Source organism: Nonomuraea sp. SBT364 (assembly GCF_001083785.1).
In the GTDB taxonomy this organism is placed as follows: domain Bacteria; phylum Actinomycetota; class Actinomycetes; order Streptosporangiales; family Streptosporangiaceae; genus Nonomuraea.
In genome coordinates this window covers 1-13586 of sequence record NZ_LAVL01000097.1, presented here as the reverse complement: position 1 = coordinate 13586, position 13586 = coordinate 1, and the positions used below count along the sequence as shown (strand labels likewise).

12 protein-coding genes and 1 riboswitch are annotated in these 13586 nt (G+C 73.3%); of the genes, 9 read left to right on the top strand and 3 right to left on the bottom strand.

Going from position 1 to position 13586, the window contains the following annotated elements; genetic code table 11:
* Window positions 1-177: 177 nt before the first annotated feature.
* From ADY59_RS31740 to ADY59_RS31715, 5 genes are all read left to right on the top strand, one after another.
* Window positions 178-1671 (top strand): glycoside hydrolase family 13 protein, encoded by a 1494-nt coding sequence (locus ADY59_RS31740; RefSeq protein ID WP_049569886.1) that lies wholly within the window; start codon window positions 178-180, stop codon window positions 1669-1671.
* A gap of 56 nt (window positions 1672-1727) precedes the next feature.
* Window positions 1728-3068, top strand: a complete 1341-nt coding sequence (locus ADY59_RS31735) for a HAMP domain-containing sensor histidine kinase (RefSeq protein ID WP_049569883.1) — start codon at window positions 1728-1730, stop codon at window positions 3066-3068.
* Between the two features lie 89 nt (window positions 3069-3157).
* A complete protein-coding gene (locus tag ADY59_RS49080) occupies window positions 3158-5197 on the top strand; it encodes an N-acetylneuraminate synthase family protein (protein ID WP_082310554.1) in 2040 nt (679 codons plus the stop codon).
* Window positions 5198-5246: 49 nt separating this feature from the next.
* Entirely contained in the window at window positions 5247-6221 is a 975-nt protein-coding gene (locus ADY59_RS31720; protein ID WP_049569881.1) for a glycosyltransferase family 2 protein, read from the top strand.
* Entirely contained in the window at window positions 6218-7465 is a 1248-nt protein-coding gene (locus tag ADY59_RS31715; RefSeq protein WP_049569878.1) for a polysialyltransferase family glycosyltransferase, read from the top strand. Before ADY59_RS31720 ends, ADY59_RS31715 begins: the two co-directional genes overlap by 4 nt.
* Here ADY59_RS31715 and ADY59_RS31710 read toward each other — a convergent pair.
* Both ADY59_RS31710 and ADY59_RS31705 read right to left on the bottom strand, forming a co-directional pair.
* The gene (locus ADY59_RS31710) at window positions 7444-8610 is read right to left on the bottom strand and encodes a DUF6716 putative glycosyltransferase (protein WP_049569875.1); all 1167 of its coding nucleotides are present in this window, start codon (window positions 8608-8610) and stop codon (window positions 7444-7446) included. The two genes, ADY59_RS31715 and ADY59_RS31710, sit on opposite strands and share 22 nt — an antisense overlap.
* Window positions 8607-9560 carry a hypothetical protein gene (locus ADY59_RS31705; protein ID WP_049569872.1) on the bottom strand — a complete coding sequence of 318 codons (954 nt, stop codon included), beginning with the start codon at window positions 9558-9560 and terminating at the stop codon, window positions 8607-8609. The genes ADY59_RS31710 and ADY59_RS31705 overlap by 4 nt, the downstream gene beginning before the upstream one ends.
* Window positions 9561-9657: 97 nt before the next feature.
* Here ADY59_RS31705 and ADY59_RS31700 point away from each other — a divergent pair, with 97 nt between their 5' ends.
* From ADY59_RS31700 to ADY59_RS31685, 4 genes are all read left to right on the top strand, one after another.
* Window positions 9658-10473, top strand: a complete 816-nt coding sequence (locus ADY59_RS31700; protein ID WP_082310553.1) for an aldo/keto reductase — start codon at window positions 9658-9660, stop codon at window positions 10471-10473.
* A 52-nt stretch (window positions 10474-10525) separates the two neighbouring features.
* Window positions 10526-11479, top strand: coding sequence for a Gfo/Idh/MocA family protein (locus ADY59_RS31695; protein WP_197093952.1), 954 nt, complete (start codon window positions 10526-10528; stop codon window positions 11477-11479).
* Between the two features lie 114 nt (window positions 11480-11593).
* Window positions 11594-11732: riboswitch (cyclic di-AMP (ydaO/yuaA leader) on the top strand.
* Window positions 11733-11744: 12 nt separating this feature from the next.
* Window positions 11745-12443, top strand: coding sequence for a CHAP domain-containing protein (locus tag ADY59_RS31690; RefSeq protein ID WP_049569862.1), 699 nt, complete (start codon window positions 11745-11747; stop codon window positions 12441-12443).
* A 160-nt stretch (window positions 12444-12603) separates the two neighbouring features.
* On the top strand, window positions 12604-13032 hold the full coding sequence (locus ADY59_RS31685; protein WP_231618995.1) for a YciI family protein: 429 nt from the start codon (window positions 12604-12606) through the stop codon (window positions 13030-13032).
* An 18-nt stretch (window positions 13033-13050) separates the two neighbouring features.
* On the opposite strand, the gene ADY59_RS31680 is transcribed toward ADY59_RS31685, so the two are convergent.
* Window positions 13051-13476 carry a GNAT family N-acetyltransferase gene (locus tag ADY59_RS31680; protein WP_197093951.1) on the bottom strand — a complete coding sequence of 142 codons (426 nt, stop codon included), beginning with the start codon at window positions 13474-13476 and terminating at the stop codon, window positions 13051-13053.
* Window positions 13477-13586: the final 110 nt, after the last annotated feature.

Genomic DNA, 13586 nt, shown 5'->3' with positions numbered 1-13586 from the left:
AAGAATTGGAAGAACTTGCAAACGAGCGTTACCGGATCCACACCGTCGGGACCGGGCCCCGTGAGTCGCGGCCCAGCACAGGGGGATCTGCAACTTTCGGCAACTTGCGCTTGACCATGCCCGAGCAGGCACGCCATCCTGCATCAGACATCACGGACATCCTCGGGGAGGACAGCCATGCCCGACAACGACGACTGGTGGCGCGACGCCGTCGTTTACCAGGTCTACCCCCGCAGCTTCGCGGACGCGAACGGGGACGGCGTCGGCGACCTGGAAGGAGTGCGCCGGCGGCTGGGCTACCTGAGGGAGCTGGGCGTGGACGCGATCTGGCTGAGCCCCTTCTACACCTCCCCCATGGCGGACGGCGGCTACGACGTGGCCGACTACCGCGACGTCGACCCGATGTTCGGCGCGCTGGCCGACTTCGACGCGCTGATCGGCGACGCGCACGAGCTGGGCATCCGGGTCATCGTCGACCTGGTGCCCAACCACTCCTCCGACCGGCACCCCTGGTTCCGGGCCGGGCTGCGCGACCGTTACATCTTCCGCGACGCGCCCAACGACTGGGAGTCGATCTTCGGCGGCCCGGCCTGGACCCAGGTCGAGGACGGCCAGTGGTACCTGCACCTGTTCGCCCCCGAGCAGCCGGACCTCAACTGGGACAACCCCGAGGTGCGCGCCGAGTTCCGCGACATCCTGCGCTTCTGGCTGGACCGGGGCGTCGACGGCTTCCGCGTCGACGTGGCACACGGCATGGTCAAGGCCGCGGGGCTGCCCGACGTGGGGCCGAAGCAGGGCCGCCAGGCCGAGATGCTCGGCGACGAGCGGGTGCCGTACTTCGACCAGGACGGCGTGCACGACATCTACCGAGAGTGGCGGCCGATCCTCGACTCCTACCCCGGCGGCCGGATGGCGGTGGCCGAGGCGTGGGTGTCGTCGCCGGAGCGGCTGGCCCGCTACGTCGGGCCGGACGAGCTGCACCAGGCGTTCAACTTCGAGTTCATGATGGCCGACTTCCACGCCAAGTCGTTCCGCACGGTGATCGAGAAGTCGCTGGCGGAGGCGGAGCTGGTGGGCGCGCCGACCACGTGGGTGCTGTCGAACCACGACAAGCCCCGCCACGTCACCCGGCACGGCGGCCTGGCCCGGGCCCGCGCGGCCACCCTGCTCATGCTGGGCCTGCCCGGCTCGGCCTACCTCTACAACGGCGAGGAGCTCGGCCTGCCCGAGGTGCTCGACCTGCCCGACGAGCTGCGCCAGGACCCGGCGTTCCGGCGCACCGGCGAGAGCCGCGACGGCTGCCGGGTGCCGCTGCCGTGGACGGCGGAGCCCGGCTGCGGCTGGCGGGACCCGTGGCTGCCGATCCCCGCGTCGTGGCCGGCCCTGTCGGCCGAGGCGCAGGAGGACGACCCGGGCTCCACGCTCAACCTGTACCGGGCGGCGCTGCGCCTGCGCCGGGAGCATCCGGCGCTCGGCGGCGGCACGCTGACCTGGCTCGACTCCCCCAGGGACGTGCTGGCCATCAGGCGCGAGCCCGGCCTGACCGTGGTGCTCAACACCGGCGAGGAGCCGGTCGCCCCGGGCCTGGGCGGGCGGGTGCTGCTGTCGAGCGGCCCGGTGGCGGACGACGGCGTGATCCCGCCGGACACCACCGTATGGCTGCAGCATTGACCAACCTTTCCCCGCACGCGGCATGCGCGAGTGACTACGGTTTGTAGCCTCAGTGGGTGTCACGCCTGTGGGCCCGCTCTCTGCGCGGACGCGTCACCCTCGTCGCCACGGCGGTCGCCGCCCTGGTGCTCACCCCCGTGGCCGTCGGCAGCGTCGTCATCGCCCGGTCGCTGGTGGCCGACACCGTGTGGTCCGACGCGCGCGACACCGCGGGCCGCACCGTCACCGAGGTGCGCACCGGCGGGCTCAAGCCGGGGACCACGGTGCCGCTGCTGGACCCGTCCATCAACCTGATCCAGGTCGTCGCCCCCGACGGGACGATCGTGGCGGCCAGCGACGCCGCCCGCAACAGGCCGCCGCTGAGCGGCGTGCGGCCCCCGCCCGGCGCGGGCGCCGTCGACACGGCGACCTGCCGGTCCGGCGAGTGCCTGCACCTGACGGCCATGCGGGTGTCGGGCGACCCCGGCGCGGCCGTCGTCTACGCGGGCCGCCGCAGCCCGTCGGTGCTGGCCACCCGCACCCTGGAGGCCACCGTGGCCGCCCAGCTCGTCGCGCTCGTCGCGCTCGCTGCGTGGGCGACCTGGGCGGTCACCGGATGGGCGCTGCGCCCGGTGGGGGCGATGCGGGCCGAGCTGGACGAGGTCAACGTCGGCGACCTGAGCAGCCGGGTGACGCAGCCGCGCGGCGAGGACGAGGTGGCGCAGCTCGCCAGGGCCGTCAACGGCACCCTGGCCAGGCTGGAGCGCTCGGCGCAGCAGCAGCGGCAGTTCGCCTCCGACGCCTCGCACGAGCTGCGCACGCCCATCGCCGGGCTGCGCGCCCAGCTGGAGAGCGCCGAGCTCTACCCCGAGGAGACCGACCTCCAGGCGCTGGTGAAGAGCTGCCTGCGCGACACCGACCGGCTGGAGGCCATCATCACCGACCTGCTGCTGCTGGCCAGGATCGGCTCCCGCGTCGACGTGGCCAAGGAGCGGACGGACCTGGCCGAGCTGGTCCGCCAGGAGCTCTCCGCCCGCAAGGACAAGATCCCGGTGCGGGCCGAGCTGGAGGAGGGCGTGGCCGTCCAGGGCGTCCGGCTGCAACTGGTCAGGGTGCTGACGAACCTGCTGGACAACGCCCAGCGGCACGCCGAGAGCCGGGTGCGCGTGACGGTCTCGCGGGAGGACGGCCAGGCGGTGCTGGCCGTGGAGAACGACGGCGCGCAGATCGCCGAGGAGGATCGCGAGCGCATCTTCGAGCGCTTCACCCGCCTGGACGCGGCCCGCAGCCGCGACGCGGGCGGCACCGGGCTCGGCCTGGCGATCGCCCGCGACGTCGCCATGGCCCACAGCGGCGAGATCCGGGTCGAGGACCACCCCGAAGGCGCCCGCTTCGTCCTCCGGCTCCCCGCCGTCTGAGGCACACGGAAAGTTCAGGACGGGGACGCTGCCAGTTCAATCGGTCCCTCTAGCTTCTGGGTGCAACCCGTAAGCATGGAGGAGTCACGTTGCGAGTCCTGGCCGTAGTTCCCGCCCGCGGAGGTTCGGCGGGCGTACCCCTGAAGAACCTCGCGCCGGTCGGCGGGGTCCCGCTGGTGGCCCGCGCGGTGCGCGCCTGCCTGCGGGCCGAGCTCGTGGACGAGGTCGTGGTGAGCACCGACCATGCCGGGATCGCGGAGGTGGCGCGCCGGGCCGGCGCCCGCGTCGTGGACCGGCCGGAGGAGCTGAGCGGCGCCACCGCCTCCAGCGAGTCGGCGGTGCTGCACGCGCTCGACACGCTCGGCGAGGACCCCGAGGTGGTCGTGCTCGTGCAGTGCACCAGCGCCTTCATCGACCCGGAAGACCTGTCGGCCGCGGTGCGGCGGGTCCTGGACGGCGAGGCCGACTCCGTCGTGTCGGGGCTGCCGACGCACGAGTTCCTGTGGACCGGCACCGGCTCCGGCGTCAACCACGACCCGGCCGTGCGCCCGCGCCGGCAGGACCGCGAGCCGCAGTTCCGCGAGAACGGCGCCTTCTACGTGATGCGCACCGAGGGGCTGCGCGAGCACGGGCACCGCTTCTTCGGCGCGATCGCCGTCCAGCCGGTGCCGTCGCAGCACGCGATCGAGGTCGACGACCCCGAGGACCTGGAGCTGGTGCGGGCGCTCGCGCCGTTCGTGGACGCGCCCGAGCCGATCGACGTCGACGCCGTCATCACCGACTTCGACGGCGTGCACACCGACGACCGCGCCTACGTCGACTCCGACGGGCGCGAGATGGTGCTGGTCAGCCGCTCCGACGGGATGGGCGTGTCGCTGCTGCGCCGCGCCGGCGTCAAGGTGCTGGTCATGTCGACCGAGCACAACCCGGTGGTGGCCGCGCGGGCGCGCAAGCTCGGCGTGCCGGTCCTGCAGGGGCTGGCCGACAAGCGCACGGTGCTGCGCGACTGGCTGGCCATCGAGGGGCTCGACCCGGCCCGCGTCGCCTACGTGGGCAACGACGTCAACGACCTGGGCCCGATGGCCGAGGTGGGCTGGCCGGTCGCGGTGCCCGACGCGCACCCGCGGGTGCGGGCCGCCGCCCGCGTCGTCCTCACCAAGGTCGGCGGCGACGGCGCGGTGCGCGAGCTGTGCGACCGGGTGGTGGCCGCCCGGCCGGAGCCCGGGCCCGCCCCCGCCCCCGCGCCCCGGCGCGTGTTCGGCCCCGTCGCGATCGGCGACGTGCTGGTCGGCGACGGCGAGCCGGTGTACGTGATCGGCGAGATCGGCATCAACCACAACGGCGACCTGGACCTGGCCCGCCGCCTCATCGACGTGGCCGCCGACGCGGGGTGCCAGGCGGTCAAGTTCCAGAAGCGCACCCCGGCGATCTGCGTGCCCGAGGAGCAGAAGGGGCAGATCAGGCAGACGCCGTGGGGCGAGATGACCTACCTGGAGTACAAGGAGCGCACCGAGTTCGGCCACGACGAGTACCGGCAGATCGCCAAGTACTGCGACGAGCGGGGCCTGCACTGGTTCGCCTCCCCGTGGGACGTGCCGTCGGTGGCGTTCCTGGAGGAGATGGACGTCCCGGTGCACAAGGTGGCCTCGGCCGGCGTCGCCGACCACGAGCTGCTGCGCGCCCTGGCCGCCACCGGCAAGCCCGTCATCCTGTCGACCGGCATGTCCACGCTGCGGGAGATCGACCGGGCCGTGGAGATCCTCGGCACCGACAACCTGATCATGATGCACGCCACCTCCACCTACCCGCTGCCGCCGGAGGAGGCCAACCTGCGCACGATCATCACGCTCAAGGAGCGCTACGGCGTGCCGGTCGGCTACTCGGGGCACGAGCGCGGCCTGCAGATCTCGCTGGCCGCCGTCACGCTCGGCGCGGTCTGCGTGGAGCGGCACATCACGCTCGACCGCACCATGTGGGGCTCCGACCACGCCGCCTCCCTGGAGCCGGCCGGGCTGGAGCACCTGGTGCGCGACATCCGCGTCATCGAGCAGGCCATGGGCGACGGCGTCAAGCGCGTCTTCCCCGGCGAGGAGGCTCCCAAGGCCCGGCTGCGCCGCGTGACCGTCTGACCACCCCTTCCGGCCCGTACGGCCGCACCGCCGTACCTGGAGATCGACATTGATCACACTCTCGGTCGTCGTGCCGATCCGTGACGGCGAGCGCTTCATCGCCGACGCGCTCGCCTCGCTGTGCCGCAACGCCCGGCGCGACTTCGAGTTCATCGTGGTCGACGACGGGTCGGTGGACGCCACCGGCGCGATCGTCGACGACTTCCGCGCCGACCTGCCCGGCCTGTCCGTGATCCGCAACCCGGCCCCGCTGGGGCTGGCGGACGCGCGCAACGCCGGGCTGGCGGCCGCCACCGGCCGGTACGTCACGTTCATGGACGGCGACGACTGGCTCGCCCCCGGCTACCTGGCGCGGCTCGTCGAGGCCGTCGACGGGCTCGGCTGCGACTTCGTGCGCGCCGACCACGTCCAGGTGGAGGGCCGCAAGCGGGTCGTGCACCGCGCCCCGCTGGCGCGGCGCGGCGCGGTGCTCGCCGCCGGCGACGCGATCCTGCCCGCCGGGGTGCGCACCATGGTGGACTACCCGTACGCGTGGGCGGGCGTCTACCGCCGCTCGCTGGGCGACCTGCTGCACTTCCCCGGCTCGCTGCACACGGCCGAGGACCGGCCGTGGATCTGGCGGCTGCACCGGGAGGCGGCGACGTTCGCCGTGGTGTCGCTGGCCGGGGTGTTCTACCGGCGGCAGGTGCCCGGGTCGCTGACGCAGGTCGGCGACGAGCGGCAGCTGCACTTCTTCGACGCCTTCGAGCTGGTGTTCAAGGATCTGGAGGAGGAGTTCCTGCCCAAGGCGGTACGGAACTTCTGCGCCCTGCTCGCCCACCACCTGGAGATCGCCGGCCGGTTCACCCCCGCGCTGCGGGCCCGCTTCGAGGAGCGCGGGGCACAGCTGGCCGGCGCGCTGCCGGTCGAGCTGGTGGCCGGGGCGGCCTCGGGCATGTCCGCCTCACGCGAGGCCGCGCTGCGGGCGCTGCTGCCCGGCCTGCCCGCCGGTCCCCGCCATCGCCGTGATCGGGAGGACGCATGACGACGGTGTTCTACGCCTCGACCCTGTTCGGCGCCATGTCACTGGCGGCGGCCATCGACGACGGCCGGTTCGGCGGCGGGCGCGCCGTGCTGCTCGTGTCGTCGAACGGGGCCGTCCCCGAGGCGGCGACGCCGCTCGACGCTACGCCGGGCTTCGCGGCGCTGCGCTCCCGCTTCGACGAGGTGCACTCGTGGAACGAGCTGATCGCGCCGCTGCACCCGTCGGACTGGCGGGCCCGGGTGATCGAGGTGCCCATGCTGGAGCGGCTCATCGCCGCCCGTCTGGGGCTGGACGGGGTGGCCGAGCTGGTGCTGGAGTCGATCGCGGTGCCGCCCGCCCGCACGATCGCCGGGCTGGTGCGCGACTGCCCCATCACGGTCTACTCCGACGGGCTGATGAGCTACGGCCCGACCCGCGACCCGCTGCCGGCCGAGATCTTCCGCCGCGTCACCCGCCTGCTCCACCTGGATCTGCTGCCCGGCCTGACGCCGCTGCTGCTCAGCGAGTACGGCGTGCCCGCCGAGACGCTGCCGCAGGAGGCGTTCCTGGCGGTGGTGCGCGAGGTCGCCGCGACCGCGCCGGACATGATGGCCGCCGAGGCGCTGATCCTCGGCCAGTACCTGTCGGCGCTGGACATCGTCACGCCGCAGGAGGAGGCGGACCTGCACGAGGCGATGCTGCGCGGCCTGGCCGCGCGCGGCCACACCACGGTCGCCTTCAAGCCGCACCCGGCGGCCGGCCGCCGGCACGCCCAGTTGCTGCGGGCCGCGGCCGAGCGGCTCGGCGTGCGGCTGGTGGTCGCCGGGGAGAGCGTGCCGGCCGAGGTGTGCTTCGCCGCGCTGCGGCCGGAACTGGTCGTCGGCTGCTTCTCCACCGCGCTGATCACCGCGCGGCGTTACTTCAGCCTGCCGGTGGCCTCCCACGGCACCGGCCTGGTGCTGGAGCGGCTGACCCCGTACGAGAACAGCAACCGGATCCCGGTGACGATCGCCGACGCGCTGCTGCCCCGGCTGTCGGCCGACGGCTCCGTCGAGGCGCCGCCCCGGCGGGACCTGACCGCGCTGGTGCGCGCGGTGGGCTACTGCATGCAGGCAGACGCCTACCCCGGGCTGCGGCCGGCGAAGCCGGACCTCGATCCGCGCTACTTCAAGAAGAAGCGCCTGGAGAGCCTCGGCCTGGCGGAGCGGCCCACCGCGATGGGCCGCTTCCGCAGGAAGATCTCTCAGGTGAGGGCCTTCAGGTAGCGGCGCACCCGGCGCTTGGCCCGCCGGCCGGCGCGCAGCATGTTCGGCGGCACCTCGACCCGCAGCCGGGCGCGGCGGCGGGCGGCCGCGTGCTCCGGCCCGTCGAGCAGCGACCTGGCCGGCACCCTCGGCCGGGAGTTCACCAGTCCGGCCAGCAGGCCCGCCCAGTCGTCCCGCCCGGCCGGATGGAAGTAGTTGGCGGCCGTCCAGCGCGGCTCGGCCTCCCGGAAGTCGCCGCGCGCCAGGTCGTCCAGGGTGCCGAGCAGGCCGCTGCCCTCGAACACCAGGTTGATCATCTCGGCGTTCACGCCGAAGTCGCTGAGCACGAGCAGCGGCACGTCCTGCGCGATCGCCTCCAGCGCGGCCGTCGAGCTGACCGTGACGAAGCCCGCCGCGTGCGCGAGGTGCTCGCGCATCGAGCCCGCCTCGAACCGCAGCCGGCCCGGCTCGCCGAGCTCCCGCCAGAGCCGCTGGTAGTGGTGGCGCTCGCGGTGGGTCTGCCGCTCGTCCTCCAGGGCGCGCAGCTTCACCACCACGTCCAGGTCCGGCCTGGCGGCGGCCAGCTCGGCCAGCGCCCGCAGCACCCGTTCGCGCTCCTCCCGGGCGCGCGGCACCTTGGCCTGGGTGGCGAACACCACCCGGTCGCCGCCGCCGCGCTCCTGGGCCGGGCGCAGGAACGGCAGCCTGGCCAGGCCGACCGCCCCTCCCCCCCCGAGCCGGGCGGCCACCGCGGCGAACTCGGCCACCTCCCGCTCGCTGTGCACCACGAACAGGTCGCAGCCGCTGCGGTAGAGCCACGCCTTGTCGGTGGCGGGCACCGAGATGCCCGGCAGCCCGGTGACGAACACCGGGCGTGGCCGCAGCCCGTCGAGCACGCCGGACACCAGCACGTCCACCACCGGTCCCGTGCAGGCCACGAGGATCGCGTCCGGATCGGACCGTTCCGCCGCCCGGCGCACCGCCCTGGCCGTCAGCACCGGCGGCGCGGGCATGTCGCCCACCGCCGCCGCGATCTGCTCGGCGGACGGCGCGATCGGCGTGCGCACCACGACCAGTTCGCTCTCGCAGCCCGCCGGCAGATCACCGAGCAGGCAGGCGGCCCACTTCAGATACGAGTCGGAGTCGGCTATCGCCAGCACCCTCACCCGGTCACTCCTGTCACTCCAGTCAGATGCGAGCGCAGAGCGGGAGCCGCCCTGCTGGTCCACCAGTCGTCGGGCACCTCGACCGGCTCCACCGCCACGCCGCGCGGGCTCAGCAGCACGCGCAGCGAGGAGATCGCGGTGGACGGCAGGCTGAGCACCCGCTGGCCCGCGCCGAGCCCGCGCAGCCGCAGCTCGGCGGGCAGCCCGGGCTCGTGCACGGTGATGCCGGGACGCTCCCGGATCAGCGCCACGTCGACCGGGTCCTCCCGGCGGTGCGGGTAGTAGGCGAGCGGCTCACGCGCGGCCAGGTCGCTCAGCCAGCTCAGGTAGCGGTCGCGGCGCACCAGCCCGTTGCGCACCAGCGAGGTGCCGAGCACCACGGTGCGCTCCACCGGGCCGGGGTCGCCCGGCGGCTGGCCGCGCAACCAGGGGAAGTCGTGCCGCACCAGGTCGACGCCCGCCCCGGTGACGGCCTTGGCCAGCTCCGGGGAGACCGGCAGCGCGGTGAACACCGTCACCCGGCCGGCGCGCAACCTGACGGCCGAGGCCAGCCCCAGCGCCGTACGGAGCAGCCCGGGACGGGCGCGCGCCCGCAGCAGCGGCCGGTACGGGCCCGCCGCCAGCAGCTCCAGCAGCCGGATCGTGGCCAGCCCGTCGTCGACCACGACGACGCGGCCGGGGTGGGCGGTCAGCCAGCGCAGCTGCACCTTGCCGGAGAACGCGTCGCCGACGGCCGCCGGCCGGCGCGGCATGCGCTCGCGCGGCTCGGCCAGCTCCAGCCCGGCGGGCAGCGGCAGGCGGCGCAGCTCATGCCGCGTCGCCCGCAGCGCGCGCAGCCCGGCGCGCGGCACGACCTCGGCGGCCGGCCCCAGCAGCCCCGCATGGTGGGCCTCGACGGCGCACAGCATCTGGAGCGGGGACTCCACCCAGGCCGACGCCCGTTTGACCACTGATGTTCCCCCAGCCAGGTGATGGCCCGTTCACGACCGCTTCAAGCTAGCCCGGGCGGCTTAAGCCGCCCGGAACGGCACGTGAACAATGGAGGGTATGAACTCGCTACGGCTATACAGAGACGGCGTGGAGATCCCGCAGCTCGGGCTCGGCGTCTGGCAGGTGCCCGACGAAGAGGCGGAGCAGGCGGTCACGACCGCGCTGGAGTGCGGCTACCGCCACATCGACACCGCCAAGCTCTACCGCAACGAGGCCGGCGTCGGCCGGGCGGTGCGCGCCTGCGGCATCCCGAGGGAGAAGCTGTTCGTCACCACGAAGCTGTGGAACAACGACCACGGCCGGGCCGAGCAGGCCTTCGAGGAGAGCCTGGGCAGGCTCGGCCTGGACTACGTCGACCTCTACCTGATCCACTGGCCCGCCCAGCGGCAGGACCAGTACGTCCAGGCGTGGCGTGCGCTGGAGAAGGTCTACCGCGACGGCCGGGCCAAGGCCATCGGCGTGTCGAACTTCACCGCCGAGACGCTCCAGCGGCTGCTCGACGAGGCCGACGTCCCGCCGTGCATCAACCAGATCGAGCTGCACCCGTACTTCCAGCAGCGTGAGCTGCGCGAGTTCCACGACAAGAACGGCATCCTCACGCAGGCGTGGAGCCCGCTCGGGCAGGGCAAGGGGCTGCTGTCGGAGCCGGCGCTGGCGGTGCTGGCCGACAAGCACGGCCGCACGCCGGCGCAGATCGTGCTGCGCTGGCACATCCAGCTCGGCAACATCGTCATCCCCAAGTCCGTCACGCCCGCGCGGATCAAGGAGAACATCGCCGTCTTCGACTTCACGCTCGACCGGGAGGACATGGCCGCCATCGGGGCCCTGAACGCCGGCCGCCGGCTCGGCCCGGACCCGGACGTGTTCCCGTGAAGTGAAACCGGTCAGGTTTTGCATCGGCGGATGAATCAGTACGATCTCCCGCGTGCGAGATCTAGCGTGGGGCATCGCGGCGACAGGTGGCATCGCCAGGACCGTGGGTGCGGTCATCGCGGCGGAGCCGGGCATGCGGGTGGCCGCGGTCGGCTCCCGCGACCTGGGCCGGGCCAAGGCGCTGGCGGCGACGCTGGGCGCCGAGTCCGCGCACGGCTCCTACGCCGAGCTGTGCGCCGATCCGGCCGTCGACGCCGTCTACGTGGCGACCCCGCACGCCCAGCACCTGGAGGTGGCCGAGGCCGCGATCGCGGCGGGCAAGGCGGTGCTGTGCGAGAAGCCGCTGGCCGCGAGCGTGGCCGACGCCGAGCGGATGGTCCGGCTGGCCCGCGAGGCCGGGGTCTTCCTGATGGAGGCCATGTGGATGCGCTTCAACCCGCTCGTGCGGATGCTCAAGGCCGACCCGCGCTTCGGTGAGATCCGCTCGGTGCGGGCCTCGTTCGGGTTCGCGCTGCCCTACGATCCCGCGCACCGGCTCTGGGCCCCGGAGCTGGGCGGGGGCGCGCTGCTCGACCTGGGCATCTATCCGCTGGGGCTGGCCCAGCTCTTCCTCGGCATGCCCGAGGCCATGCACCTGACGGGCGCGCTGGCGCCCAACGGGGTGGACGCCGAGGCGGGCGGCGTGCTCGTCTACCCGGGCGGCCGGCGGGCGCTGGTCGACACCTCGCTGCTCGCGCACTTCCCCAACTCCGCCAGCATCGTGGGCACCGGGATGCGGGCCGACCTCGACGCGCCGTTCTGGGCGCCCAGGCGGGTCGTGCTCAGCGGGCCGTCGATGGAGACCGAGGAGCACGAGCTCGATCCGGCCGACAACGGCTACGCCGGAGAGCTGCGCGAGGTGCGGGACGCGCTGGCCGGGAACCGGACCGAGAGCGCGATCATGCCTCTTGACGAATCCCTTGCCATGATGGGGCTTCTGGCCGACGCTCGCGGGCAACTCTCCTAGCTGCGACTTTATCGACTTGTAATGCCTTGGCGGATGTATTACCTTATGGCGCATTCGCGGCTTACGTCCGGTTTGTCCGGTCGTTGCCAACCATCGCACGACACTCACAGGATCGTCCTGTGACCGCTGAATCCGCCTCGCGCGGAACCGGGGACCCATGTCCTTCGGGGTGAATCGGCGCCATGTGTGGCCGTAGGGCAGCTTCCACGCCCGAACCCGTCAGCTAACCCGGTAAGCGGCATGGAAGCAAGGAGTAATCCCCTCGATGGCGAAGCATCGTCTTGCCCGTGCCCCCAAGCACTACCTGCGCGCCGCGCTCGGCGCCACCGTCCTGGCCACCGCGCTGAGCACCACGCTGGGCACCGCACTCCCCGCCCAGGCCGCCGAGCCCGGCCACCAGGCCGACACCCACGTCGAGACCCGCACCGTGTCCGAGGCCAAGCCGGCCACGGCCGGCGCCACCCAGGTCAACGTCACCGCCGCCCAGGTCCTGGCCCTGGCCAAGGAGCAGGTCGGCACCAGCGAGAACGCCTACGGCGGCGGCACCAAGTTCCAGCAGTGGTACGCCAGCTCCCGCCGTGCCCTCGAGACCGTCGCCCGCGACGGCGGCAACCCCAGCGCCTACCTGAACGCCCCCTGGTGCTCGATGTTCGTCTCCTGGGTCGGCGAGCAGACCGGCGCCCGTCCCCAGGTCGGCTGGGACGCCTACACCGTGACCCACGCCAAGTGGTTCGCCGCCAACGACCGCTGGGGCACCGAGGCCAAGCCCGGCGCCGTGGTCTTCTTCGCCTGGAGCGGCAGCAAGAGCCTGGACGCCATCCAGCACGTCGGATTCGTCGTCAAGGACAACGGCGACGGCACGATCTCCACGGTCGAGGGCAACACCGGCAACGGCCGGGTCGAGGAGCGCGTCCGCCCCACGTCCCAGGTCGTCGGCTACGGCTACCCCGACTACGCGGCCTGACCGCCACCCGCTGAGAGCGCGCGTCACCTGCCCGGGGCGCGCGCTCCGCGCTTTCCCGGTTCACGTGTCGATCCGGCCCCGTCCCGTACGACGCGTCGGTGTGGCAGGCTCGCGAGGAGCCCGCTCCGTGCCGAGACGAGGAGAACGCAGCGTGAAATTCATGATCGTGGGCAAGGCCAGCGAGGAGACCGAGGCCGGCGTGCTGCCGAGCCGGGAGCTCGTCGACAACATGACCGCCTTCAACGAGTCGCTCGCGAAGGCGGGCGTCCTGCTGGCCGCCGAAGGGCTCCACCCCAGCTCACGCGGCGCACAGATCGCTTACAGCGGCGGCCGGGCCAGGGTCGTCGACGGGCCGTTCGCCGAGGCCAAGGAGCTCATCGCCGGTTTCTGGCTGATCCAGGTCAAGTCCCGGGAGGAGGCGCTCGAATGGGCCCTGCGCGTCCCCGTCCCGCCGGGCCACGACGGCATCGGCCTCGACGTGTGGCAGGTCTACGACGCCCAGGACATGCCGGAGACCTCGCTCACCCCGGAAACCGCCCAGCGCCATGCCGCCCTCCGCGCCACCCTGGACCACCCCGCCGGCCCCTGACCCGCCCTCGGCGAGCCCTCAGCGTGGGGCCGGCGCCAGCTCCGCGATGATCTCCTCACCGTCGGCCGCCCCCGTCGGCACGAAACCCAGCGACTCGTAGAGCCGGGCGGCGACGACGTTGTCCGGGTGATACGCCAGCCGGATCGCCCAGCAGCCCTCCTGCGCCGCCAGCCAGGCCGTCAAGGTGCGCAGGAGGGCGCGGCCGAGGCCCTTGCCCTGCTCGGGGCCGTCGATCACCATCCCGCCGATCCAGTGCGAGCCGTCCTCGTCCACGCCCCACATGACGTGGCCGACGACCGCGTCGCCGGCGTGGACCGCCAGCGAGTTCCAGGTGTCCTCACGCATCGACAGCACCAGATAACGGGCCGCCAGGGCCGCGACGTGACGCCGCTGCCCGTCGAGGGGCGCGATGTCGGCGACCGCGCGCCAGTTCGCCCCGTCCACCTCCCGAAGGGTGACGCGCCGGCCAGTTCGGTCGAGAAAGCCGTGATCGATCACCGGACGAGACTACTGCGGCGGGCGGCGGGCGGCGGAGGCCGGGCGCGGGTTGCGAG